The 25,287-nt window shown below is 46.5% G+C and carries 18 protein-coding genes; 14 read left to right on the top strand and 4 right to left on the bottom strand.

Going from position 1 to position 25,287, the window contains the following annotated elements; translation table 11 throughout:
• Positions 1 to 8: 8 nt before the first annotated feature.
• The 3 genes from AC58PQ_RS03190 to AC58PQ_RS03180 all read left to right on the top strand — a co-directional run bounded on the left by AC58PQ_RS03190 (position 9) and on the right by AC58PQ_RS03180 (position 4,211).
• A complete protein-coding gene (locus AC58PQ_RS03190) occupies positions 9 to 1,106 on the top strand; it encodes an enolase C-terminal domain-like protein (protein WP_497240507.1) in 1,098 nt (365 codons plus the stop codon).
• 33 nt (positions 1,107 to 1,139) lie between these two features.
• The gene (locus AC58PQ_RS03185) at positions 1,140 to 2,276 is read left to right on the top strand and encodes an SGNH/GDSL hydrolase family protein (RefSeq protein WP_497240632.1); all 1,137 of its coding nucleotides are present in this window, start codon (positions 1,140 to 1,142) and stop codon (positions 2,274 to 2,276) included.
• Positions 2,277 to 2,345: 69 nt separating this feature from the next.
• A complete protein-coding gene (locus AC58PQ_RS03180; RefSeq protein WP_497240506.1) occupies positions 2,346 to 4,211 on the top strand; it encodes a heparinase II/III domain-containing protein in 1,866 nt (621 codons plus the stop codon).
• An 89-nt stretch (positions 4,212 to 4,300) separates the two neighbouring features.
• Here AC58PQ_RS03180 and AC58PQ_RS03175 read toward each other — a convergent pair whose 3' ends face one another.
• Positions 4,301 to 5,191 (bottom strand): AraC family transcriptional regulator, encoded by an 891-nt coding sequence (locus tag AC58PQ_RS03175; protein WP_497240505.1) that lies wholly within the window; start codon positions 5,189 to 5,191, stop codon positions 4,301 to 4,303.
• 150 nt (positions 5,192 to 5,341) lie between these two features.
• On the opposite strand from AC58PQ_RS03175, the gene AC58PQ_RS03170 reads away from it, so the two are divergent.
• From AC58PQ_RS03170 to AC58PQ_RS03150, 5 genes are all read left to right on the top strand, one after another.
• Complete coding sequence (locus tag AC58PQ_RS03170; RefSeq protein ID WP_497240504.1) at positions 5,342 to 7,804, top strand: glycoside hydrolase family 38 N-terminal domain-containing protein; 2,463 nt, start codon at positions 5,342 to 5,344, stop codon at positions 7,802 to 7,804.
• A 21-nt stretch (positions 7,805 to 7,825) separates the two neighbouring features.
• On the top strand, positions 7,826 to 10,198 hold the full coding sequence (locus tag AC58PQ_RS03165) for a glycoside hydrolase family 38 N-terminal domain-containing protein (protein WP_497240503.1): 2,373 nt from the start codon (positions 7,826 to 7,828) through the stop codon (positions 10,196 to 10,198).
• Between the two features lie 23 nt (positions 10,199 to 10,221).
• The gene (locus AC58PQ_RS03160) at positions 10,222 to 12,078 is read left to right on the top strand and encodes a heparinase II/III family protein (RefSeq protein ID WP_497240502.1); all 1,857 of its coding nucleotides are present in this window, start codon (positions 10,222 to 10,224) and stop codon (positions 12,076 to 12,078) included.
• Between the two features lie 517 nt (positions 12,079 to 12,595).
• Complete coding sequence (locus AC58PQ_RS03155; protein ID WP_497240501.1) at positions 12,596 to 13,510, top strand: NHL repeat-containing protein; 915 nt, start codon at positions 12,596 to 12,598, stop codon at positions 13,508 to 13,510.
• 318 nt (positions 13,511 to 13,828) lie between these two features.
• Positions 13,829 to 14,677 (top strand): phytanoyl-CoA dioxygenase family protein, encoded by an 849-nt coding sequence (locus tag AC58PQ_RS03150; protein WP_497240500.1) that lies wholly within the window; start codon positions 13,829 to 13,831, stop codon positions 14,675 to 14,677.
• Between the two features lie 69 nt (positions 14,678 to 14,746).
• On the opposite strand, the gene AC58PQ_RS03145 is transcribed toward AC58PQ_RS03150, so the two are convergent.
• Together AC58PQ_RS03145 and AC58PQ_RS03140 are read right to left on the bottom strand one after the other, a co-directional pair.
• Complete coding sequence (locus AC58PQ_RS03145) at positions 14,747 to 15,283, bottom strand: hypothetical protein (protein WP_497240499.1); 537 nt, start codon at positions 15,281 to 15,283, stop codon at positions 14,747 to 14,749.
• A 231-nt stretch (positions 15,284 to 15,514) separates the two neighbouring features.
• On the bottom strand, positions 15,515 to 16,321 hold the full coding sequence (locus tag AC58PQ_RS03140) for a helix-turn-helix domain-containing protein (RefSeq protein ID WP_497240498.1): 807 nt from the start codon (positions 16,319 to 16,321) through the stop codon (positions 15,515 to 15,517).
• Positions 16,322 to 16,470: 149 nt separating this feature from the next.
• On the opposite strand from AC58PQ_RS03140, the gene AC58PQ_RS03135 reads away from it, so the two are divergent.
• Together AC58PQ_RS03135 and AC58PQ_RS03130 are read left to right on the top strand one after the other, a co-directional pair.
• Positions 16,471 to 17,661 carry a cellulase-like family protein gene (locus tag AC58PQ_RS03135; RefSeq protein ID WP_497240497.1) on the top strand — a complete coding sequence of 397 codons (1,191 nt, stop codon included), beginning with the start codon at positions 16,471 to 16,473 and terminating at the stop codon, positions 17,659 to 17,661.
• Between the two features lie 142 nt (positions 17,662 to 17,803).
• The gene (locus tag AC58PQ_RS03130) at positions 17,804 to 19,285 is read left to right on the top strand and encodes a hypothetical protein (protein WP_497240496.1); all 1,482 of its coding nucleotides are present in this window, start codon (positions 17,804 to 17,806) and stop codon (positions 19,283 to 19,285) included.
• A gap of 46 nt (positions 19,286 to 19,331) precedes the next feature.
• On the opposite strand, the gene AC58PQ_RS03125 is transcribed toward AC58PQ_RS03130, so the two are convergent.
• Positions 19,332 to 20,219 carry an AraC family transcriptional regulator gene (locus tag AC58PQ_RS03125; protein WP_497240495.1) on the bottom strand — a complete coding sequence of 296 codons (888 nt, stop codon included), beginning with the start codon at positions 20,217 to 20,219 and terminating at the stop codon, positions 19,332 to 19,334.
• Between the two features lie 177 nt (positions 20,220 to 20,396).
• Here AC58PQ_RS03125 and AC58PQ_RS03120 point away from each other — a divergent pair, with 177 nt between their 5' ends.
• From AC58PQ_RS03120 to AC58PQ_RS03105, 4 genes are read left to right on the top strand one after another with little or no spacing between them, the layout of a single operon-like run.
• Positions 20,397 to 21,305 (top strand): aldo/keto reductase, encoded by a 909-nt coding sequence (locus tag AC58PQ_RS03120; protein ID WP_497240494.1) that lies wholly within the window; start codon positions 20,397 to 20,399, stop codon positions 21,303 to 21,305.
• Positions 21,306 to 21,320: 15 nt separating this feature from the next.
• Positions 21,321 to 22,433, top strand: a complete 1,113-nt coding sequence (locus AC58PQ_RS03115; protein WP_497240493.1) for a glycoside hydrolase family 88 protein — start codon at positions 21,321 to 21,323, stop codon at positions 22,431 to 22,433.
• 13 nt (positions 22,434 to 22,446) lie between these two features.
• On the top strand, positions 22,447 to 24,381 hold the full coding sequence (locus AC58PQ_RS03110) for a DUF8034 domain-containing protein (RefSeq protein ID WP_497240492.1): 1,935 nt from the start codon (positions 22,447 to 22,449) through the stop codon (positions 24,379 to 24,381).
• 28 nt (positions 24,382 to 24,409) lie between these two features.
• On the top strand, positions 24,410 to 25,273 hold the full coding sequence (locus AC58PQ_RS03105; protein WP_497240491.1) for an amidohydrolase family protein: 864 nt from the start codon (positions 24,410 to 24,412) through the stop codon (positions 25,271 to 25,273).
• Positions 25,274 to 25,287 lie beyond the last annotated feature (14 nt).

Below are 25,287 nucleotides of genomic sequence, written 5' to 3'. Positions count from 1 at the left end.
CATGGAATATGAAAATTACTGACGTGAAAATATACCTGCGCGAACAAAAGAAAGATACCAACAGGTTCAGATGGCGTGATGGTTTAGCAGGACCAGAAGTGTATAGTAATACAAGCCATGCTGTGCTTCGAATTATGACCGATGAAGGCATTGATGGCTATGCGACCTACAGCAACGCGGATTATCTCGTTTATATTGCCAAAAAGTATTTCAAAGATCTGCTAATCGGAGCGGACCCTTTGCAAAAAGAACTCCTTTATCATAAAATTTGGGAGATCGACCGTCTTGATTATTTACCGCTGCCTTTCTTCGGACTTGTTGATATAGCCCTGTGGGACATTACGTCCAAAAAAGCACAACTTCCTTTGTACCAGCTTCTCGGAGGATTCCGGGAAAAAGCGGAAGCTTATGCCAGTACAGCCACATACAACACCCTTGAAGAATTTATGGATATCGCTGATCAATGTTTGGAAAGAGGCTATAAAGGGATCAAGCTGCATGCGTGGGGTGATGCGCGCAGGGATGCTGAGCTGTGCCAAGCACTGCGGGCGAAGGTAGGCAAAGATTTCAAATTGATGTATGACGGCTCGGCCGGATTTGATTACCATGATGCGTTATACCTCGGCAAAGCGTTGGAAGAGGCCGATTATTATTGGTATGAGGAGCCGATGCGCGAGTATAGCATTTATGCATATAGCAAGCTGGCAGATAAATTATCTATACCGCTTCTCGTTGCAGAGACATCACCTGGAAGCTTCTATAATTCGGCTGATTTCGTGCATTTTGGTAAAGGCGATATGGTTCGGGTAAGTCCCGGGTTAAAAGGCGGCGTCACAGGAGCGATGAAAATTGCCCACATGGCCGAATCCTTTAATCTTCGTGCGGAAGTACACGGCGGTGGAGAATTGTGTATGCAGATGATCGCAGCAATCAGAAACACATCCATGTATGAAGCTTTCATATGGGGCAATCCAATTACTGACACTCTAGAAGTTGATGCGAACGGATTCGTACATGTGTCTAAGAAGCCGGGATTGTCGGGCCATATTGATATCGAAAAGGTTGAGAAAGAGGCATACGCTACGTTTTCGGTATTGGATTTCTAATTATGAATGAAGGTGGGTATTAGGTTGACCTCAATGCAGAGAACTCCTGAAGATTATTCAATTCGTGACGGCCTAAAGCGTATTGCTAATAAAGTAGCAAATCTCCATCAAGCGACAGTTGCTTTCATAGGAGGATCGGTTACAGCGGGAGAAGGTGCTTCCGATTCAGAAGCCACAAGCTACCGTGCACTGACATATCGATATTTAGAGCGTCGCTTTCCTGAAGCGGCGTTCAAGTTCATCAACGCAGCCATTGGAGGAACGAATTCGACCTATGGGGCTTTTCGGTTAGAAGAGCATGTACTTGACCGCGGTGATGTCGATCTCCTTTTTGTCGAGTTTGCCGTTAACGATGCTGGGAATCGCACTGAGTCCATTCGGGCGATGGAAGGCATCGTTCGTCATGCCAAGCGAAGCAATCCGCAAATAGACATTTGTTTTATTTATACCGCACGTCGATCGGGCTCCGAAAGCTATTCGGCGAATCGCAGGCTTCAGGACAATATTTATAATCACGAAGAAGTCGCTGAATATTATCGGCTTCCTTCCGTAAACATTGCCGGTGCCATGTATGACAAGATCATCTCGGGGGATCTAAAATGGGAAGATATTAGCGGTGATGAAGTGCATCCGAATGATTACGGTTATAGTTTGTATGCAAGGGTGATGGAAGATTTCTTGGAAATAGGGCTAATCGTACCCAATGAGAAGTCTGAAGATCCACTAGCACTCCCTTGGCCACTTGATTCGGTTTGTTATGAGAATGGAAAGCAATTGTCACCTTTAATGGCTCATTCGAGTTCCAATTGGCGAATGATTGAGGGCTGGACAACCGAGAAACTCTTCAACTGGGCGCCTACTGCAGACATCTTTTTGGGGGAGTCACCCGGGGACGAGTTTCAATTCAGCTTTACCGGAACGGCAGTCGGCCTCTCCTTGCTGGCCGGAATGGATACTGGAGACATTGAGGTTTCACTTGATGGCGGAGCTTTTCGCGCCATACCTCTTTTTGATCGATACTGCTTAATGTTTTATCGACCAATCATGGTCATATTTTCCACCGAGCTGGATCGTTGCACACATACCGTAATCATACGCATCTCCAGTGAGAAGCATGAATCGAGCAGTGGGCATGCGATTCGAATGTTGAAGCTGTTAGTGAATGAATAGTGCAGTGCAGAAAACCGCCACTTATCGGACTATGTAATCCGTATACCATAAAAGCAAAGGGTTGATCTTATGCTCAGCACATTAACGCTCCGCGAATTGAAGAATGCTCTAGAGCAAACACAGCCGGAATCGCGCAAGCTGTTTCCTGAAGCTGCATCCACTGAACGGTGGAGGCAGCTAAGAAAGGATGAACGCTATGCGTCGTTCTGGGAAGGGCTTGAGGAACAGGCTGCACGTATCCAGGAAAATCCAGCTACTCTGCCTCAATTTTCCGATTATACCGTATTCGGTGAGACGGGTGACAACATTAACTTTGGGAACATACGTAATCAGTTGTATGCGGGGTTGCACACGTTCAGTTTGCTTGCTATGACGGACGACCGTCCCGAATGGAAGACAGGGCTTGAGAATGCGATTTGGTCCGTGTGCAATGAATATTCCTGGGTACCGCCCGTACATGCTGGGCTGTATGTGAATGAATACCCGAAAGGCATTTGGGATCAACCAGTTCCGCCCCGTGAAACGGTCGATCTGGAGGCATCGCATATCGGATTTGCACTGGCTGAAATCATCTACCATCTAGGTCACCGTCTGCATCCTTGGGTAGTCTTCCGCGCCAAAGAGGAGATCGAGCGTCGCATCTTTCAGGTTTACTTCCATGATCCTGTTCCGCAGAACTGGGAGTTGAAAACGAATAACTGGCCGGCGGTTTGCTCAAGCAGCATTGGCGTCGCAGCGATTTATTTAACGGATGACAGCGAACGGCTGGCAGGTATGCTATGGCGGGTAATTGGCGTTTTGCGCCAATATGTGTCAGGCTTTGACGAGGAGGGGGCGACCCCAGAAGGTCCGGTATATTGGCAGTACGGTTTTTCGCATCTTGTGTTTTTTTCCGAATTGCTGAAGGAACGCACTGGTGGACGCATCAACCTGCTTGCTGAACCGAAAATTGAGAAGATTGCGAAATTCCCGCATTACTGCATGCTGTCGAACGGCAAAGTCATCAATTTCTCTGACGCTGCGGAAGAAATTCGTTTCCATATCGGTCTTTTCCATCGTTTGCGTCAAACATTCCCTTCCCTTTCCCTACCACCAGAAAAGTACCAAGCGTACCAAGCCAGCAAACCTGCTGTTCTTTGGATCGAAGCGATAAGACTAATGCTTTGGTCGTCGGATCAACCCGCTGCTGAAGCAACACATGCTTCCAATGAGCAAGAAAGGGTGGAAGAGCGGATTTTTGCCGGAAATCAGTGGGTGATCTCGAAGGTACGGCAGACAGATGGAAATGTGGCCGCATTCGCAGCGAAGGGCGGGCATAACCAAGAACCGCACAACCATAACGATTTGGGGCATTTCATCCTGCATGCTGGCGGAGTTAATGTGCTCGCAGATATTGGAATTGGCGTCTATACGAGGCAGTATTTTCAGCCCGAACATCGGTACGAAATGATTCAACCGGGTTCTCATGGACATTCTGTGCCGATAATTGACGGTTGCCGACAAGGCTTTGGCCAAAAGTACCGGTCAGAAATCGTAAATCAAGACATTACCGAAGACGAGTTGCTGTTTGAACTGGATTTATCGAATGCTTACGAGTGCTCCACTTTACAGAGATTTACTCGTCAGTTCCTGTGGCGCCGCCCGATGAATGAGAACTCGCAGCTTATTTTGACCGATCAAGTGACGATGCATGAACCTGCTTCCTCTTTCCAAGAAGTATTCATTTGCGGTGTCGAGCCGCTGCAGAAGGGACCGGGCCAAGTCGCGATTGGCGAAGTTATGATGACGTTTGAAGCAAACGAGTGGCAGGTTGAAGTGGAAGCACAATTGACGGTTGCGCATCCTGCCACCGAAAGAACTTTTTATCGTCTGCTGCTAACCCGTAAAGAAATGACCCAGTCTATCACATGTCAGTTCCGTTTTGAGATCAGATAAAGTCAATCGAGCTCTCGCTGGTCCGTTGCTAACTGCTAAATAGAATGAAAAAAACAGCTGTTGACTTCTTTGAGTTAACAGCTGTTTTTTTAGATCAATCGATATTGACGGCGGAAGATCGTCGGAGCGACGCCTTCCATCTTTTGAAACAATTTGGTAAAGGCGTGAACTGAAGAAAAACCATAACGTTCGGCGATCTCTGTTACCGTATCGTTCGTACTAAGCAGGTCGTTCTTGGCTTTGTTGATGCGACACCGATTCCAATACCATTTGGGCGTATAGCCGGTATGCGTCCGGAATAGCGCATGGAAGTGACTCCGGCTAAGTCCGAGCTTCTCCGCCCAACTTTCGACGTCTTCGTATTCACCGCCTGCAAGTTCTTCCATCGATGCGATCAGTTTGGTGATACGCGGATCTGTGAGATCCAATTGGCGCTTAGCCAACCGATAGATTTGGTGGAGCAGGAGATGGAAATGACCTGTGATGGCTAGCGAATTCGGATAATCCTCGTGATCGAGGCTCGACAAATTAGGAGATACCGCCTTGAACTCCGACGTTACCGCTTCGAATAATCCCTTCCATACGCTGAGCGAATCTACAACTAGCGAGTCAGGTATTCCGCAATCGAGCTGTTCGTCCAACAACCGATTATCTGATTCCTCTGTATGTTGACACAATAAATCTCCGGGAAACCGTATACCAGACTTCACGCGATAGGACCATTCGAAGAATACACAATGAAACGTGAGCGGACTGTCTGCATCCACCTCCCAAGTGTGGAATATGCCAGGCTGGATAAAGAGCAAAGTTCCTGGCTGTAATTGTAAATTCGGTCGGTCTTCGTAGATGATGCTGCCGTAGCCGGATTCGATGAAATTGAGGGAGGGGACATAGCAGAAACGAGGGCCATGCCGATCGCCAGCATGCAGGGGGATACGGAATGAAAATCGTACAAATGGACACATGAATGTGGGATTCAATTTTATCACCAGCCTTTATACTAATATTATCATACAATTGGATAAATTGAATATTATCAGACAAAGACGAAACACCCTTCCTCATGTCATAATTTTATTAAAGCGAGAATGAAGCAGAAATTCAACTAATTCCAAGGGAGAGAACGCAATATGGAAAATAAAAATAACAAAAAATGGAAAGTTTACGTCATCCATCATTCACACACAGACATCGGCTATACCGAAAGACAAGAAAAGATCGAGCAGTTTCATGTGGACTTCATTAAGCAAGCTGTAGCGATTTGCAATGCTGCTCATAGCGGCGAGAAGAAAGAATGGACGGGCTACAAGTGGACGTGTGAAACGTTCTGGGCAGTGGAACGGTTTCTTGAGCAGGCGAATGAGGAAGAGCGGGAGCAATTTGCTGAAGTTTTGCGTCGAGGGGATATCGAACTCTCGGGTACCTATTTGAATATGACTGAGCTTGCGGGGTATGAACTGCTCAGCAAGATGTTGGCGAAGGCAGGTAAGTATGCCCGCAAAATCAATTTACACACTCCCGTGAAGTCCGCCATGACAGCGGATATTACCGGGTATAGCTGGGGCTACGCGCAAGCGATGGCGGATGAAGGAATCGAAAACTTGCTTACTTGCGTTCATACGCATCATAGTATGTTTCCGGTAGGCCGGAAGCAGTTTCCTTTCTATTGGGAGACGCCAAAAGGGGATCGCGTCCTGGTCTGGAATGGCGAGCATTATATGTTTGGAAATGATTTAGGGTTGAATCCTGATGCCGTTCTTTCCTACACGCTCAGGGGGGAGGATGAGTACTCGACATGGGGGATAGCGCCAGATCATTGGCAGCTCGCCGAGGATCGCATCTTCCGTTATATGAACCAGCTTGAGCTGGAGCAATACCCGTACGATTTCTTGCTTGTCAATGTCATGGGGTTATTAAATGACAATGCATCGCCTAATCCGAGAGTTATCACCTTTATCAAAGAGTGGAACGAAAAACACGGCAATCAGATCGAAGTTGAAATGACGACGTTAAACCAGTATTTTGACCTGGTTCGTGAGCAGTCCGTTGAAATTCCCGTTTATCGTGGCGATTGGCCGGATTGGTGGAGCGACGGCGTCAACTCGACGCCTATGCACACGCAAATATTCCGCGATGCCCAACGGATGCTGCGTGTCGTTCGCCAGCTGGAGCCAAATGTGGAGACAATGCAAGGCGACCGGATCCGCGAAGCAGAGCATCAGCTGATGATGTATGCCGAGCATACGTGGGGCTACCATTCGTCCATTAAAGAACCGTGGCACTTCATGGTACAGCAGCTAGGTGTTCGAAAAGAAGCCTATGCGGCGAACGCCAGCCGATCGGTTTACACAATCCTGGATGAAGTGCTGAAGCAGCAGGGCGAGGTCATGCTTCGCTACGATCGCAAACTCTCCTATCGCGTTGTGAATCCATATAGCTATGCCATCGAAGATATCGCTCATTTCTATTTGGACAGCTATTCGGAGCTGGATCGGCTCAAAGATGGGTTGGAAGTGGTAGAAGAAAGTACCGGACGCGTCATTCCGCATCAGCTGGAAAGAGTAAGCAGAGGTAATCAGATCGAAATTGTGGTAAGTCTGGAAGCGAATGAAACCAAATCCTATTTTGTTCGGCATGCACAGGATGCTAAAGCCAAGACGACCAGCAGCACTCGGCTTTCAGGCCAAGAGCGCGTCTACGATCTGACGGATCTAATAGTTTTGAATGAGTCCTCGCCTGCGCCAAAGCTAACGATCTCGGAGCATTCCATCGAGACGCCTTATCTTCGTATTGTCTGGACGGAAGGTGATGGAATCATCTCTTGGTATGACAAACGCAAGGATAAAGAATGGTTAGCTTCCAACCGGCTTGCTGGCGCATTCACACCAATTTACGAGAAGACACCCGCGAACGACAGCAGTCAGGTCCAGGTAAGAGGCATCATGGGCAGAAACCGGAAAGGGATGAATGTTCAGAGGTCCATCGGAAAGCTATGCAGCGTCAAAAAGATAACGGAAGGTCCTGTTTATGGCATTGTTGAATTAACGTATACCATTGAAGGAATGAGCCATTATTCGGTCTATTTGAAGGCATATAAGGAGCTTGCCCGAATCGATGTTTCCGTGCGTATTCATAAGGATAGTGTCTGGGATCCGGAAAATATCTTTATTTCACTGCCATTCACGCAGGAAAGAAGCGAGCTATGGCTGGATAAGCCAGGGGCGCCGATTCGTCCATGCCAAGACCAGTTGCCTGGTACCTTAATCGATTATTACTGTATCCAGGAAGGATTCGCTTTGCTGTCCCCTGAGGGCAGCATGCTTCTGGCAACGCCGGATACGCCGCTGCTGCAAACGGGTTCGATCATGCACCAGCCTCGCAAACTAAACGGTCAAGAGCAAGCCGATGTGAAAGAGCCGCTGTATTCATGGCCGCTTTCCAACTACTGGGAGACGAACTTCAAAGCTACATTGGGCGGCTTCTATGAATTCCGCTATATGCTTCAATTTGACGATCAATGGGTAACGCCAGAACGCCCACTCGAGATTTGCCAGGCTATTAATACAGGTACGGTCGCTTATCGGACGATATAAAACCAAAGGGGAAATCCATCCATGTCACGTAGAGATCCATTCGTTATTTTCATCATCCAGCATGCGCATATTGATATCGGTTATACAGAACGTCAAGAAGTAATCACCGACTATCAAGCGCAGTTTGTTGAGCAAGCCGTTGAAATGGCACTATCTCCAAAACAACTCACAAGAAATCAAAACGATAAATTCAAATTTATGCTCGAAGGATTCTGGGCTGTGGAGAAGTATTTGAACAAAACCGGCTCCATAGGAAGGACCAAACTCGTCGAGGCTTTAAAGAGCGGAAACATCGAACTGACGGCATTCTATCTGCATTTATCCGGACTTCTGGATGAAGGACATTTGCGAGATACGTTAAAGCCGGCGCTTGAGTTTGCTAAGGAAGAAGGCATTCCCTTGGTAAGTGCCATGTCTTGCGATGTGAACGGGTTCTCATGGGGCATGGTTGACGCCTTGTATGATGTTGGAGTGAAATATTTATCTACCAATATTAATACCCATCACGGCGGCTGCCCTTTCGGCAAACCGAATGTGCCGTTCTATTGGGAGTCCCCGCAAGGTAACCGTATTTTGGTCTGGCAAGGGTTGACGTATCACAAAGCAAATTTATTAGGGATCATGCCTGGGTTTAATATGATTGGCAATCCGCAGATTCCTGGGATTTCCATCGAAGATGCTTATCGTTATGTCGATATTCAGGACATACGGTATGCCGAGAAATCCTTGTTTCCACTCGTGGAGGGGCTACGACAAACTGGCTATGAATACGGATTTCTTCCGATCATGGCTTCTGGACTCTACACCGACAACAGTCCTCCAACAGACTCTTATTGTGAATTAATTCAGCAGTGGAACGACAAATATGGCGAGCAGATTGAATTGCGCACCGCAACGTTAGCGGAATATTTCGCCTATTTGGAGTCCGAGGTGGCTGATATTCCTGTCTACCGCGGCGATTGGAACGATTGGTGGACGGATGGCGTTATCACTACGGCTCTGGAAACGTCCTTATTCCGCAACGCGCAGCGTACGAAGCGGGTGGCTGAACGGTTGGATCCGGAGCGGAAGTATGTGACGGAAGAAGGATGGAAACCTGTGACGAATGCGCTTGTCATGTATGCCGAACATACGTGGGGGCACTCCGCATCATTGAGCAGACCTTATGATTTCCGCGTCCAGCAGCTGCTCTTGCGCAAAACGAAGTATGCAATTGAGGCGGATGAACGGGCCTGCATCGCGTTAGACAAAGTCCTGTACGGCAAGGGCCAAGGTGATTTTACAGGTCGGAGGACGTTCACATACAAAGTCATAAATCCATCCATCGAATCAAAAATGTCATTGGCCTATTTACCGCTGGATTACTGGGAATCTCCTATTTTTGAACAGGAGATCCGAGTGGTAGATACGCAGGGGCGTCAATACGCCTTCGAACGTGTGAACCATTCGCTTCGCGGACAAGAGTTATGCATCCAGCTCCAGATGGAACCGCTAGAAGAAAGAGAATTGCAACTTGAGTTCTTGAGCGCAGCCAGTGAATCCTCAAAGGCAGAAGCAGCAGGTGCAATCGAAGAGGCAAAAGGAATAGGGCGCTTCGAAAGTGACTTGTTTCGCATTGAATGGGACGATGCGAAAGGTGTGCACACGCTTATCCATAAGCCAAGCGGAAAGTCACTCTTAGTGGACGGTTCGACAGGCCTAGGCGCACCACTTTACCAGATTTTTGAAGGGGGTAGTCGGGGGAAGGCGGCAGGCTTTGGTTATACCAGTCGTGAGATTCCTGACAGCGAAGTTTTCCAGGGAACGATTAAGCGAGTTACGAATACGGGAAGTAATAGCTTCTATGAGACATGGGAGTTCGAATACGAGATTCGAGGCGCACACTCCTATGCGATTGAATATAAATTTTACCGAACTGGCTCACGATTCGACTTGTCCGTGAGATTGAACAAGGAAAATGTCTTGGATCCAGATGGTATGTATACGGCATTCCCTTTCCAAACGGAACAAGGGATATGGTATTTGGATAAAGCGGGTGCAGCCATTCGGCCGTGCATCGATCAGCTTCCAAACGCGTGTTGCGACTATTATTCGGTTCAAAGCGGTGCGTCGTTGGTTGGCAGCGACCTTGGCATTTCGTTTACGACGTTGGATGCCCCGATGGTTCATATAGGTAAGCTTCGTCTGTGGGATTACTCCGACCATATAGAACCAACTGGACCCTTATATTCATGGCTTACGAATAATAAGTGGGATACGAATTTCAAAGCTGCTAGCGGTGGCTTTTACGAGTTCCGTTATACGATCGATGTCAATCAAGCGTATCATGATGTCGCGAAAGCAATACGCGCTTGTCAGGAAAATAGTTATGATTTTCTGGCGATAAGAAAATAGGATTAAAGCAAAGGAATGATATCATGCTCAGCACACTAACGCTCCGCGAATTGAAGAATGCTCTAGAGCAAACACAGCCGGAATCGCGCAAACTGTTTCCTGAAGCTGCATCCACTGAACGGTGGGCGCAGCTAAGAAAGGATGAACGCTATGCGTCATTCTGGGAAGGGCTTGAGGAACAGGCTGCACGTATCCAGGAAAATCCAGCTCATCTACCTCAATTTTCCGATTATATCGTATTCGGTGAGACGGGTGACAACATTAACTTTGAGAACATACGTTATAAGTTGTATGCGGGGCTGAACACGTACAGTTTGCTTGCTATGACGGACGACCGTCCAGAATGGAAGACAGGGCTTGAGAATGCGATTTGGTCCGTGTGCAATGAATATTCCTGGGTACCGCCCGTACATGCTGGGCTGTATGTGAATGAATATCCAAAGGGCATTTGGGATCAACCGATTCCGCCCCGTGAAACCATCGATCTGCAGGCATCTGGAATCGGATTTGCACTGGCTGAAATCATCTACCATGTTGGTCACCGTCTGCATCCTTGGGTAGTCTTCCGCGCCAAAGAGGAGATTGAGCGCCGCATCTTTCAGGTTTATTTCCACGATCCTGTTCCGCAGAACTGGGAGTTGAAAACGAATAACTGGCCGGCGGTTTGCTCAAGCAGCATCGGTGCCGCAGCGATTTATTTAACGGATGACAGCGAACGGCTGGCGGGAATGCTATGGCGGGTGATTGGCGTTTTACGCCAATATGTGTCAGGTTTTGACGAGGAGGGAGCGACTCCTGAAGGTCCGGTATACTGGCAGTTCGGTTTTTCGCATCTTGTATTTTTTTCTGAATTGCTGAGGGAGCGCACTGGCGGACGCATCAACCTGCTTGCTGAACCGAAAATTGAGAAGATTGCGAAATTCCCGCATTACTGCATGTTGTCAAACGGCAAAGTCGTCAATTTCTCCGACGCTGCGGAAGAAATTCGTTTCTATACCGGGCTTTTCCATCGTCTGCGCCAAACGTTCCCTTCTGTTTCCTTACCACCAGAAAGTTATCAATTTCAACAATTGCGGCCTGCTTGGATCGAAGCGACAAGATTGTTGCTTTGGACGCCGGAGCAACCCTCTGCTGAGGCAACGCCTATTGCCGACGGGCAAGATAGGGTGGAAGAACGGATTTTCATCGGAAATCAGTGGGTGGTGTCGAAGGTTCGGCAGACGGATGGGCGTTTAGCCGCATTCGCTGCGAAGGGCGGGCATAACCAAGAACCGCACAATCATAACGATTTGGGGCATTTCATCCTGCATGCTGGCGGAGTTAATGTGCTCGCAGATATTGGAATTGGCGTCTATACGAGGCAGTATTTTCAGCCCGAACATCGGTATGACATGATTCAACCAGGGTCTCATGGACATTCTGTGCCGATTATTAACGGTTGCCGACAAGGCTTTGGCCAATTGTACCGGGCAGAAATCGTAAATCAAGACATTACCGAAGACGAACTGTTGTTTGAACTGGATTTATCGAACGCGTACGAGTGCCCCTCGTTACAACGATTTACTCGTCAGTTCCTATGGCGTCGTCCGATGAATGAGAACTCGCAGCTTATTTTGACCGATCAAGTGATGATGAATGAACCTGCTTCGTCTTTCCAAGAAGTATTCATTTGCGGTGTTGAGCCGCAGCAGAAGGGTCCGGGCCAAGTCGCGATTGGCGCAGTTATGATGACATTTGAAGCAAACGAGTGGCATGTCAATGTGGAAGAACAATTGACGGTTGCGCATCCTGCTACCGAAAGAATGTTTTATCGTCTGCTGCTGACGCGTAAAGAAATGAGCGAGTCTATTACATGTCAGTTCCGTTTTGAGATCAGCTAAAATCAATCGAGATCTCGCGGTTCGTTGCTAGCTGCGAACTAAAAAGAACAGCAGTTAACTAATTTGAGTTAACCGCTGTTCTCTTAGATTTAACAAAAGCCTATGAATGTGACTCACTTGAGTTGCTTACTAGAGAGTTTATATGGAGACGCCCAGAGGACGAGAATCCTCAATTAGTCATTAGAGATAAGGCCGATTTTTCGAAAGTGCCTGAATCTTTTCAAGAAGTTTTCATTAGCAGTGTCCCCCCGCAGGAAGCAGAATTAGGGCGTATTCAGATGAACGCAGTGATGATGCACTATGATCCTGAGCAGTGGACGGCTGAAATAGAGCGGATACTAACGGATATAAATTCAAAGCAAGATGTTCCGTTTTATCGTATAATAATGACATTGAAAAAACCTGATTTGGAAGTGGTATTTTCATGTCGTTTTGAGATCGCGGAATCGTGAGGAACCGAGCTGGATGATTATAAGCAAGCCATTTACGAAAGTAAGATCCAAGGAGGATGTCTTTTATGGTACAGATTGGGAACGGATCGCATGTTTATCAAGTTGAGGAGGGGTGGGCAAAAGTCCCTGAGTCAATTCAACTTGGCTACACCCATGGTATTGTTGTTGACTCGGAGGAAAATGTTTACGTCTTTCACACCAATGCGCCATGTGTTTTAAAATTTGATAAAAACGGTAATTATCTGTCTTCGTGGGGAGATGAATTTGCTGGTGGTGCCCATGGGTTTTATCTGCATCAGGAAGAAGAACGCGAAGTTCTATATGTAACAGATACTGCGGGTCGGATGGTGAAGACAACACTGAATGGTGAGGTCTTAATGGTTCTTGGTACACCGGATCTCCCAAGTATTTATGATACCGAGAGGAAATACGTTCCTACGGATGTTGCTGTGGCACCTAATGGCGATATTTACGTTGCAGATGGCTATGGTCAGAGCTACATTCACCGTTACACAGCCACTGGCGAATACATCCAATCTTGGGGCGGTGCCGGCACTGAACCTGGTAAAATGAAATGCCCCCATGGTATATCTGTAGACCTGCGCGGTAACGAGCCGGAACTTTATGTTGCGGATCGGGGTAACAATCGGATTCAAGTATTTACGTTGGATGGCCAGCACAAAAGATTTATTGACGAGAATATGGATATGCCTTGCAATTTTTATTATTTTGGAAATGAGTTATATTTTCCGGATTTGCATAGCCGCATCACGATCTTTGATCGTTATGACAAGCTGATTACTCATCTGGGGGAAGACCAACAGGCGTACAAACAGCCAGGATGGCCGAATCTGGAAACGAGTTACTTCCGTACTAATCGGTTCAGTTCCCCACATGGTATTTGCGTAGATCTTAAGGGCAACGTATATGTTGCCGAATGGATGGTGCACGGCAGAATTACGAAACTGGTTCGTTGCTAGAGGCAGCAAAAAATAAAGAACAGCGGTTAACTTATTTGAGTTAACCGCTGTTTTTTTAGATCAAACGATATTGACGGCGAAAGACCGTCGGAGCTATGCGTTCCATCTTTTGAAACAATTTGTAATGGCGCGGATACGGATTGAAAATCGTACAAATGGACAAAAAAATGTAGGATTAAATGTATTCACCAACATTCATTGAAATTATATCATACAATCGGACAAATTAAATATTTTCAGACAAAGACGGAGCACCCAGCCATGTGTCATAATTCATTTAAAGCGAGAGTGAATTCGCGACGAGAGGATGAGCTGAAAGTGCCAAATGCGAAAGGAATCCCAACACAAGAAGACGTAAAATTTTTTAAAGAAAATGGCTACTGGGTGTCTCCGAAAATTATCGATGATGAAAGGCTTGCCAAACTGCGCGACAGAATGGAGAGAGTATACCGGGGGGAATTCGAGACCGGAACGCCTCCTGAAACCATCTGGAGCTATGAGAAAGGTCATCCGAAAACGCTTCGCAAAACAGATATGGCAAGTTATGCTGACTTCACGATTCGCGCACTTGCCCTCGATCCGGTAATCGGCGAGATTGCGGCTGCTCTGACTGAAAATGATACAATCCGTTTCTGGGCCGATCAGTTGCTGCTTAAACCAGAACAATCAGGAGGACAAGGCTCTAACGTCGGCTGGCATCAGGATTATACCTATTGGCAATGTTTCCACAACCCGGAGACGCTCCTTACAGCATGGGTGGCCTACGATGATGTTGATGAAGAGAATGGCTGTATGCAGATGGTACCAGGCAGCAACCAGTGGGGTCTTCTATCAGGAAGTGATTTTCATGAACAAAATTTAGATAAGCTCAAGCAAGGGATAAACGTGCCTGAAGGACAAACCTTTCGAACTGTACCTATCGTAATGAAAGCTGGACAAGTCAGCTTCCATCACAGCTTAACCATACACGGAAGCGGACCTAACCGATCAGATCGAGTACGTCGCTCGTCGGCGCTTCACCTAATGACCGGCGAAACGCGCTTTCGGGATGATGAGAAATTCCGATACATCTCGATCAATGAATTCATCGCTGCAGGGGGGAAAGATGGCGATATCGCTCAGGGTGACATGTACCCTGTCACATACAAAAAAGATGTAACGGCATAACGCCGTTACATCTTTTTTTTGAGAGCAGATTTGGCGTAACATGGTGCGATTGATGTAAGGCTGGTTTCATCATGCTTCAAGTCCCGTAAGGTCCGAATCTGTTTGAATATATCCAAGACCAGGTTCAACTCTAGCTTTAAAATCATCCTGTACTTCCATGCTGGCACTTGTTTTTAAATAAATGGATTTATGTTCAACTCGGTTCTCGACCAAGGTCAGTTCACCAGGATGATTGAACACACACCCATTGAAATGAAGCTTCTTTTTCAGATATTCCGGCATTGCTTTGTTACCATAGAAGTAGATCCGGTTATCCTTAAAGCTGGAATTTGCTATAGATATCAGATCTACCGGTGTTGTAATCGACATAAACGGTTTACTTTCCGCATGCAGCACTTGAATCCGATCGAAAAATAGTTGCTCTTGGCATGGAATCGGAGATCCAGGATAATAGGAACGGCTATCACCCATAATCATCACATCGCGAATGATGAGATCTTCAAAGGTACAAATATGAATGCCATACTGCGATTTGCCCAAATCCATACAACGAAATCGTTCTATTTTCAAATCTTTGATATAGAAGAAAGCAAGCTGTCCATGCAAGCCGAAAACCTCGAACTTGCGGATATCCATACCATTCACAATGATGTGTAGATTTTCTACGGTGATGTGTTGATCGTACGTTTTGGTCAGTGCTCCCTTGTTCAGGATGACATGCGCAAAGGGCTTTAATTATTTTTTGTACAATCTGATGATAAAAAGGAAGCCAGCATGTCAAATAACCGCTCTTCCTGAAAAGGGAAGTGCGGTTATTTTTGTTTCTACTTCGTGAGTCTAGGGCTTAGGCATGCCACTCCAGGATAACTGGCGGATATCCGAAGCAGTTTTGCCTTTGTATTGTTTTATCAACCTGGCAAAATGAGCAGGCGTCTTAAATCCACAGCGTTCAGAGATCTCAGAAATTGTCAATCCTGTATGCTTGAGCAGATCTACCGCTCGTGTAACTCGATATTTCCATAAATATTGCATAGGAGTAGTACCTTCGTGCTGTTTAAACAATCGGATCAAGTGTTCAGTTGATAGGTTTGTTTGAAAGGCAATATCGTTTAAGGAGATGTCTTCAGCAAAATGTACGTTTATCCATATTAGAGCTGAGTGGATAGCGGGATGTTTCTCGCTCAGGAGTTGTAGTCTTCTCATTTCAGAGGGGTATAAATGAAGCGCAGCAAGTCCAAGACTGAGGATCATATTATCATCTCTAGACGCATGCTGCTGAATGTTAAGTATAAGGTCTGTTAGCGCATTCATTTCATTCGTGAGTGGAAGAATTTCTGGCAGCTGATCAAGCATATGGATAATCTCATCCGATAGCAGAGATACACGTACAGTGATCCAACGATGCCAGGTTTCTTCGGTCTTGGAGAAAGTAAACATTTCCTCGTGTCTAGGTTTCAAAAGCACCATTTGACCAGGAAGTACATGAAGATTTCGGCCATCAATTGTGATATCCATCTCTCCTGTATACAACATAACAAGTTGGATATCTTGTTGAAATCTGGGTCCATAACGGCCGTTTGGTGGATATACAATTGTACCTGCATAGGCAGTTTGTAAATTTTCAAAAGGAATATTTAATTTCATGCTTACTCACCCTATTTTATTGTATTACTTATTATCTTAAATATCAATTTCAGATAAGCACATGCCTATTACAGATATTGTAGTAACTTAGGAGACAAGTTATGTTATGAATATAAAACAAACGCATTAGAAGAATGGAGGAAGATTATATGATTCCGTACATCAATAAAGAAGTTCCACTTACGATTTCCATGTGGGATTTTTCTTGGCTGAAGGGAAACCATCCTGGTGGTGCCTATGAGGATTTGGCCAGACGTGTTGAAGAAGCCAAAATTCGCGGCTATAACACTTTGCGGGTCGATTGCTTTCCAAACCTAATCCTACAGGAAACTGCAAACTTTAAGAAGAACTGGGATTCGCGGACGGAACTGCCCCAATGGGGACAGACGACTATCGATTTTTCCTGCAACGTACAAGAACGGCTTTCAACACTTGCGGAATTATGCCGTAAAAACGGGATCTGGTTAGGTTTGGATGCATGGGACAAAGCGAGCATGATCGGTCATTACAATATTATCGAACCGCAGGATGAAGAGAAAACATTTGTGACGTATTCCGAAACTTGGGTAAAGGCCCTACGCTTGATGAGGGAAGAAGGTATATTAGAAAGGGCAGTGTGGGTTGCCCCGATGAACGAAGTACCCCATTATTGCTGTGGAAAAGTTAGAAGCATTATGGATTTGGAACAGCGAATTAGAAATGAAGGCGAGGTTATTCTTGAAATAAATGCGGAATTGGATCAGACCTATCAGCGTGTCAACCATTGGATGGGTGAAGCAATCAAGGAAGAAATTGGCCGCGACGGTATCCCTTTGTGCTATTCATCCTTAGGGGCCGAGCCATATGCCGACAGATTAACAGATATTTACGACGTGGCTGATGTTCATTATATGCCGTCTGTGATTATGGACGCTAGCGACGAGGAAGCCTTCGAACAGACGGGAAAGGGAGCCTCCCGTTTCTCTAATTTCCAACAATTAATCACATATGACTTGAAAAGATATTCAGAAGTTTGGGAGACAGCTTGCCAAAAAAATTATGGAAAAATGTTGGAAGGCGTGCGTACGTATCATGAAAATGCGTTGAAGCACTTGACCCTTGCTTCTGGCAAACAATTATGCCCGATTATTACAGAATCCTTTGGTCCATGTTATTTCCCAGATCATCCGGAAGTTAGCTGGGACTGGTACAAAATGTATAACGCAGATGCAGCAAAGACAATAGCTAAGCTCCCATTTGCGGGGACTAGCCTTTCCAATTTCGCTGAACCACAATACCGTTTATGGAAAGATGCGGAATGGCACAGGACGACAAACCTGTTCCTCAAGAACTCATTTTAAACGTAAGAAGTGTTATAAAGCTGGAAGGAAAGAACATGCCAAATAACCGTTCTTCCTGAAAAGGGAAGTGCGGTTTGTTTTTATTTTTGTTTCTGCTTCATTTCGTCATATAATGTACTTAAAATAAAAGGGAGGATCTTTCATGGAACAACTTCTAGGAATTGAAAAGCCGCGTGCTGGCAAACTGGCAAACTGGCTGTTATCTTGGGTACAACCGAATGGGGCGAATCACGGGTTTCATAACCATTCCGTATGGGGATCTAACCCGTATCGATGGGCTGATTTCACCTGCGGTCACAGTACGTGGGGAAGTCCGTTATTACCCGCTTTGGCCATGCTTCTTAAAGAAAGACGTGAACCTGAGTTGGAGAGTCGATTGCTGCAACTCATTCGTTTTCAAACGTCCAGTTTTCAAGAGGACGGACAATACGCTCACATTGGCTTTCAGATTGGGGAGAGCGCTAAATTAGGCTTAATCCATAACGCCATTACGAACGTCTCGCTAGGCCTCACGCTGAGGTACGGGGAAGATTATTTAAGCGATGAGGTCAAAGCGGGAATTCGTACCTCGATGGAACATAATTTCGAAGCCATGGACCGAATTTATCCCTATGGTGGTATCTATACGCAGGGTAGAGCGCACGGCAAAGCGATCAGCAACCAAGAATATGCCCGGTTCTGGGGAAAGTTGATACATTTTCGCGCATTCAGTGGGGATTTGGAACGAAGCGAAGAGCTCCGTAAACATTTAGATAGTATGATTGAACTTTTTCACTTCCGGGGCTTGCCGGATATGGAATGCGAGGCTTCTTATCGCTACGATAAAGACAAGACGAGCACAGAGCCTGGAGAATACTATGGCTTATTGATCGGTCCTCTGGTATTGGCTTATGAAATATTTGGCGACGAGCGATACTTGGCGCATGCAGGTGCACTTTGTAAGCATGTCGCAAGAAGCGTTTGGCAGGATCAGCGAGGCCATCTAAGAATGCATCGCGTCTGGTACCATTCTGGCAGCAAGTGGGTAAAGCTCGATGAACCGATGCTGATTGCCGGTATGGGGATGACTTTATTTGCGGTAGAGCAATATTTGCATCATGTACAGGACGAGGAATTAAGCGAATATCTAGCAGCTAGCGACCGCACGTATGCCGCCTATCAAAATCCAAGAGGCTATTTCGCTTCCGCGACCGGTTGGAGCAATGAAGCGGATGTCGCACCATCAACCGCTTGGCATTCACACGATTTGCTCTACCTCGCAGCTCGCCACAAGGCGGACGAGACTTTTTGGACTGACCTGAATGATAAGGAGTTAGGTCAGAGCACCTCGGTACTGCTAGGCAATCAGTGCATATGGATGGAAAGGGATCAACAATGGACGATTACCGACTATTACGGACGGGATGTGTACCAGATTATCGGCCGGAAGGACGAAGCGCACTTTGGGCGCGATATGATGTGGGTTGGCGGTGAACGAGCGCTGCCGGTACATTTTTCCTTTGGACCTCGGCCATCCCTTATGAAAACCAACGAGGGTATTTACTTAATGCCTGGGGAGTGGGTGGAAGCGGATTTGCAGCTTTCTAGTGTAGCTGATGTTCCCTTCCTAGGTGACTGGAAATAGAAAAGCGCAAATCTACTTGCTGTTGGAACCAAGTAGATTTGTGCTTTTACGTTAGCTGATACCGCAATTCGTCAGCATTTTTCCTATATTTCATTGGTGTTGTGCCAATGAGTTTTTTGAAAGCCTGACAGAAGTAAGGGAAATTGTGCATCCCCACCTCAATACTGATCTGCTCAATTCCTTTATTACTAATATGCAATAACAGACAGGCCTGTCGAATTCGCCTAGCAAGTACATAGTCCATTAAACTTGAGCCCGTTTCTTGCTTAAAGACGCGCGACACATAATATTTGGAAATATGCAACTGCTCTGCTACCGTGTCGAGTGAAATCTCCTCCGCGTAATGCGTTTCGAGCCAATTCATGATTTTTTCGGAATAGTGAAGCTGTCGCTGAGGAAGTAAGCCGTTTTCTACAGGATTACCAAATCCTTTTGCGTAGAGAAATTGAAAAGTCTGCAGGAGGAGTAAGGCGAAATTTTGTTGCTTTTGCTGGTCCTGATCGTTAACCAACACGGTATCATAATGCTGGAATAATTGATTAATAAAGCTGGTCTGGTCCATATGCTGGAGCACTTGCTCATGGACTTCATTTTTCCACAAATGTTGAAAATATTGATGCAAATGTGGGAAAGAAGCAAAAAAGTGCTCAAAAATAGAGGGCTCCAACGTGATTATGGTACGTTCGAATGGCGCATCTGGATGTACATCGACTTGAATGTGATGTAGTTGAAACGGCTGTAAATAGAGGAAGGTACCAGACTGTATCGGATACACCTTGCGATTCACTACGATTTGACCACTGCCCTGATACACGTATAATAATTCCATCCCTTGATGACAATGGTAAAATCCTTTATAGTTCTCAGTCGATATTCTGCGATAACTGAAACGATAGGGGGTCTCATGTAAGGCCGTATCTTCAAGCAATTTCAATGTGTTCAGTCCTTCCTCATACACCGAAGTAACGCCGTTTACATAGTGTACCATTTTGAAAAGAGATATGACAAGAAAACAACAATTTTATGCAATGCGGCATAACTTTGAAGGAAGCAGATTTACTATAATAAAGGTATGTTAAATTTCAATTAGTTACATGACTAAGGAGTGATCATGATGGAGTATACGACATTTGGTAAAACAGGGATTCGAGTTTCTAAGCTTGGGCTTGGCGGCGCTCCGCTTGGCGGGGATTTCGGTCCTGTCACTGACGAACAAGTTATAGAAGTGATTGATCGAGCTATGGAGCTTGGGATCAATTTTATCGATACAGCACCGTTATATGGACGTGGAGAAAGTGAGCGGCGAATTGGGTTGGCGCTTAAAGGGAAAAGGGATAAAATGGTCATCGCGACCAAAGCTGTTATGCGCGGTGTGCCGTATACGTATGAGAATACGATTCTTTCAGTGGAAGAAAGTCTTAAGCGTCTTGGCACGGATTACGTGGATCTCATTCAAATGCACGAACTTTCGGAACTGAACTCGGAAATTGGGATGAATGAAACGATTCCTGCCTTTCTTAAACTGAAAGAGCAGGGGAAAGTAAGGGCAATTGGGGTCAACGCTTTAAATCCATCATTGTTGCTGCCTTTTATTAAGACGGGGCTTATTGATTCCATCCAAACATTCTATCGTTATATGCTCATCGACTATTCGGCTATGGACGAGCTCCTTCCGACAGCAAAGGAATATGGGGTGTCCGTTATTAATGGAAGCGTGCTTGGCATGGGGTTTCTTGCTGAAGCGCCAGCTCCTTTTGTCAAGGAGGATTCACCTCTATATATAGAAGCACAGCGCCGCATCGGGGCGTTAGATTTCCTTCGGAAGACAGAACCTAAGGGACTAATCGAGCCTGCCATGCGCTTTAGCCTTGCAAGCCCTGACATTACAGTTACGTTAACGGGAACAACTTCAATGCGTTCGCTCGCACTGAACGCCAGCTATTGCGATGGCGTTGGCCTGCCGCAACATGATTTGGATCGGCTGCTCTCTTTATTTCCGGGTCAGCCAATATCTTGGTAAAGGGGTATAACAACTATGACGAACGCACCATGGGTAGACGAATTATGGCATAAAATCAACGATAAAGTAGAACGAATGAACGCGTCGATTGGCGCTGATTTTCCTTATATCTCCTACAACGGGAAGTACAACAGCGAAGAAGCGGATTGGTGGACGAATGGCTTCTGGCCAGGTTTGCTATGGCTGGTGTATCGCGAATCCAAGCAACATCAACTTCAAGAGACAGCAGACCAGATAGAAAAACTGATGGACCCCGTGCTGGCCGATTTTTATCCGCTGCATCATGATGTAGGATTTATGTGGAGCTTATGCTCCGTGGCACAGTACAAGCTGCTAGGCAACGAAACGTCGAAGCGTCGTGCCATGACTGCAGCTAGTCATCTCGTTGGGCGTTACAACGCGAAAGGGCAATTCATTCGCGCTTGGAATCAGCCGGAGCGGACGGGTTGGGCGATTATTGACTGCATGATGAACTTGCCGCTGCTCTACTGGGCAAGTGAAGAGACGGGTGATCCGCGGTTTCGGCATGTAGCTGTTCTTCATGCGGATACGACTTTGCGTGAATTTCTTCGTCCAGACGGATCTACCCACCATATTGTGTGTTTCGATCCTGAGACGGGTGAGAGACAAGAAGCGCTTGGCGGGCAAGGTTATTCACCGGACTCGGCATGGGCGCGCGGCACCGCGTGGTCCTTATATGGCATGGCGCTGAGTGCTCGCTACACAGGGGATCAGCGATATATCGATGCAGCGAAACGTGCAGCGCATTTCTTCCTGGCGAATGTTCCCGAGGATGGGTTGCCGCCATGGGATTTCCGAGCGCCGTGGGAAGAAGACATGGCGATGGACTCAAGCGCCACAGCATGTGCAGCCAGCGGCATGTTAGAATTGAGTTTGTTGGTGCCAAAAGGTGAATCCGAGTTATATCGGCAAGCGGCTGAGAAATTGATTTTTAAATTAAACGAACGCTACACAGCTTTGGACGATCCGAGCGAGGAAGCCATTCTTCGTATGGGCACGGCCAATCGCCCTAAGCAAACACATGTCAATGTGCCGATGATTTATGGCGATTATTTCTTTGCAGAAGCGGTCTGCAAGCTGCGCGGCATCCAAGATACATTCTGGTAGGAGGAAACAACCAATGTCACCAACGAATAGTTCAATTTCTACATCAGCTAAAATTTATGCGCGTGATTCGTGGACGCCGCCAGCTTGGGCGCTGATGGAGCGTAAAATTATAGATACGTTGAATGAAGCAGCAGTTGAATATGTAAAGCGCTATACACGGGAAGATGGGACCATTGTTTGGCGTGAAGATTGGCCAGGCATGGACGGATCCGATGATCCGTATGAAGCATTCATGAATTTATCTTTGCTGTACACGCTTGGCGGGAACGAAGAAATGCTGCGTTTGTCCCGTGTTATGTGGGATGCCATTACGTGGCAATGGACCGAATACGGACAAATTCATAATGAATTCGACGCTTACTATGATTGGATGCATCATGGCGAAGGCTACTTATATTTCTATTTCCTTGGCTTATCTGATCCGCATCTTCTGAAAAATCGTCAACGTGCAGTGAAATTTGCTGAGCTCTACATGGGTACGAACCCGGAAGTACCTAACTTTGATGCGGAGCGGAAGTTAATGCGTTCGCCAATTACGGGTAGCAAGGGACCTCGTTTTGAAATGACAGAAGAGGACTGGGTCACGCATCGCGGTGTGTTGGACGATTATTTGGCACCTTTCGAGGATGTTCCAGGTGTGGATTTCGCTAGTGGGAAGTGCAAGTGGTCAGACGATGACATCTATCGTGAAATTATTAAAAGAATGAATGAGCGGAAAGCAAAGGGTGACGTCCCGCTTAACCTGAATTCAACGGGGCTGATGACCAACGCCTTCATGTACACGGGTGATGAATCCTATCGCAAGTGGGTCTTGGAGTACTTGGCAGCTTGGGAAGAACGCACTCTTCGGAACAACGGCTTGATTCCCGATAACGTCGGTTTAAACGATATCATTGGTGAATACAACGATGGCAAATGGTGGGGCGGGTACTATGGCTATCGCTGGCCGCATGGCTTCATGTCGATCATCGAGCCTTTAACCAATGCTGGGATGAATGCCGTGCTACTTTCCGGTGATCGCAGCAAGTTAGATCTGGCACGCTCACAACTGGATCGTAACTGGTCGTTAGGTAAAGAAATCAATGGGAAATGGCATGTTCCCCATAAGCACTTTGATGCGGGTTGGACAGACTATCGAATCCAAGTGCCAACTTACCCAATTTATTTATGGACGGTCTCGATGTCAGAGGAAGATGCGGCCCGTGTAGATCGGATTCCTTACGAGGATCATTTCCGCGCTATCGATATGCCGACGATTTCCGGAAGAAATCCCGTAACTCGCAAAGAAACGAAACATTATATTGCGAATACCGTGCCTTGGTATTTATATATGCGCGGACAATTACCTGATTATCCTGAGCAGATTTTACAGCAAAATCTAGAGCTGATCGCCATTCAGCTTGAGAAGCTTCGTTCCCCAGAAGGGGATCCAACAAGCTGGGATTGGGATCATCCTTACAGTATTCATCAGTGGCAGGAATTCTCGCCGGTCTATTTCGAAGGATTGCTGCAAATGATGCTAGGCGCGCCTATGCACATCTCCCATGGTGGATTGCAGCATGCGAGAGTGCGTTATTTCGATGTAGAACGCAAGCGATGCGGTCTTCCTGAGGATATCGGAGCATTGGTTGAAGCGCTCGGCGATGAGTTTGTCACGTTAACATTGGTGAACTTGTCTTCATTCAACGAACGTGAATTGATCATTCAGGCAGGCAGCTTTGGTGAGCATCAGTTTACTTACATGGAAAGCTATAATCAGCGTGGCGAGAATATTGGTGAAAGCTACATTGATAGCAAATGGTTGCCTGTGAGATTGGCTCCTGGAGCTGGTATTCAACTCAAGCTGAGCATGAAACGCTATGTGAATCAGCCTACTTATGAGACGCCATGGAGTTCGGAAGTGGAAGCAACGGCAACTAAGATAATCCGCGGACGAAACCAAGAATAGGAAAATGAATAAGGAGTGAATCGTTGTCATGTCATCTATTCGTCAGTCATCTAACCATGCCTATCTCGATACACATGTCCATTTCTGGCAGCTGGAGCGTGGGGATTATCTTTGGCTGAAGCCGAGCAATCCTACGCTCTACCAGAATTATTTACCCTCCGATCTTGCTGACGCAGTGAAAGCTGCTCTCCATGAGGATGCGTTACAAGGATTCATTGCTGTTCAAGCAGCGCCGACAGTAGCAGAGACGGAATTCCTGCTTGAGCTCGCTGGTCAGGATAAGCGAATTCTCGGTGTCGTTGGTTGGCTTGATCCCTATGCGGAATCCTTCGTAGACGATTATAGACGGTTACGGAGTAATCCGTTATTTGTGGGAATCAGGTTGGATCGAGCCGTTTTCCAGCCTGGTATGGATCAAGATCGTCTGCTAGCGAATCTTCGTCTTATGGAAGCGGAGAATTTCCCAATTGACCTTCTGATCGGACCTGACCAGATACCGACAGTGATTAAATGCCTGGAAAGCGTACCTCAGCTCAAGGCCGTTATTAATCATTTAGGCGGTCCGCCCATACGTACTGGTGAAATTGAGATCTGGTCCGAACAGATCCATGCGTTGTCTGCGTTCCCTCATGTATATTGCAAATGGTCAGGGATGATTACGCCTGCAGAAGGTATGAATCCAGAGCGTTTGGCACCGTATATTCGTTATACAGCAGAACGATTTGGTCCAGGGCGCATCATGTTCGGCAGTGACTGGCCGGTAGCTTTACTGGCAGGAAGTTATGACGATGTTGTTGAATTATTTGAACAGCTGCTGCCTGAAAAATGGACCGATGAGGAGCGCGCGAACGTACGCGTGCACAATGCTAAAGATTTTTATTTTGGCATGTAGGAGAGTGAAAGTTC

The organism is Paenibacillus sp. J22P143, assembly GCF_059692035.1.
Note: the sequence above shows the minus strand (reverse complement) of the source record. Positions and strands in the feature narration are given on the sequence as shown.

Bases quoted from the DNA above. Each gene is read 5' to 3' on its own strand.
- AC58PQ_RS03190 (WP_497240507.1), top strand. From the start codon at position 9: ATGAAAATTACTGACGTGAAAATATACCTGCGCGAACAAAAGAAAGAT.
- AC58PQ_RS03185 (WP_497240632.1), top strand. From the start codon at position 1,140: ATGCAGAGAACTCCTGAAGATTATTCAATTCGTGACGGCCTAAAGCGT.
- AC58PQ_RS03180 (WP_497240506.1), top strand. From the start codon at position 2,346: ATGCTCAGCACATTAACGCTCCGCGAATTGAAGAATGCTCTAGAGCAA.
- AC58PQ_RS03170 (WP_497240504.1), top strand. From the start codon at position 5,342: ATGGAAAATAAAAATAACAAAAAATGGAAAGTTTACGTCATCCATCAT.
- AC58PQ_RS03165 (WP_497240503.1), top strand. From the start codon at position 7,826: ATGTCACGTAGAGATCCATTCGTTATTTTCATCATCCAGCATGCGCAT.
- AC58PQ_RS03160 (WP_497240502.1), top strand. From the start codon at position 10,222: ATGCTCAGCACACTAACGCTCCGCGAATTGAAGAATGCTCTAGAGCAA.
- AC58PQ_RS03155 (WP_497240501.1), top strand. From the start codon at position 12,596: ATGGTACAGATTGGGAACGGATCGCATGTTTATCAAGTTGAGGAGGGG.
- AC58PQ_RS03140 (WP_497240498.1), bottom strand. From the start codon at position 16,321: ATGAAATTAAATATTCCTTTTGAAAATTTACAAACTGCCTATGCAGGT.
- AC58PQ_RS03135 (WP_497240497.1), top strand. From the start codon at position 16,471: ATGATTCCGTACATCAATAAAGAAGTTCCACTTACGATTTCCATGTGG.
- AC58PQ_RS03130 (WP_497240496.1), top strand. From the start codon at position 17,804: ATGGAACAACTTCTAGGAATTGAAAAGCCGCGTGCTGGCAAACTGGCA.
- AC58PQ_RS03120 (WP_497240494.1), top strand. From the start codon at position 20,397: ATGATGGAGTATACGACATTTGGTAAAACAGGGATTCGAGTTTCTAAG.
- AC58PQ_RS03115 (WP_497240493.1), top strand. From the start codon at position 21,321: ATGACGAACGCACCATGGGTAGACGAATTATGGCATAAAATCAACGAT.
- AC58PQ_RS03110 (WP_497240492.1), top strand. From the start codon at position 22,447: ATGTCACCAACGAATAGTTCAATTTCTACATCAGCTAAAATTTATGCG.
- AC58PQ_RS03105 (WP_497240491.1), top strand. From the start codon at position 24,410: ATGTCATCTATTCGTCAGTCATCTAACCATGCCTATCTCGATACACAT.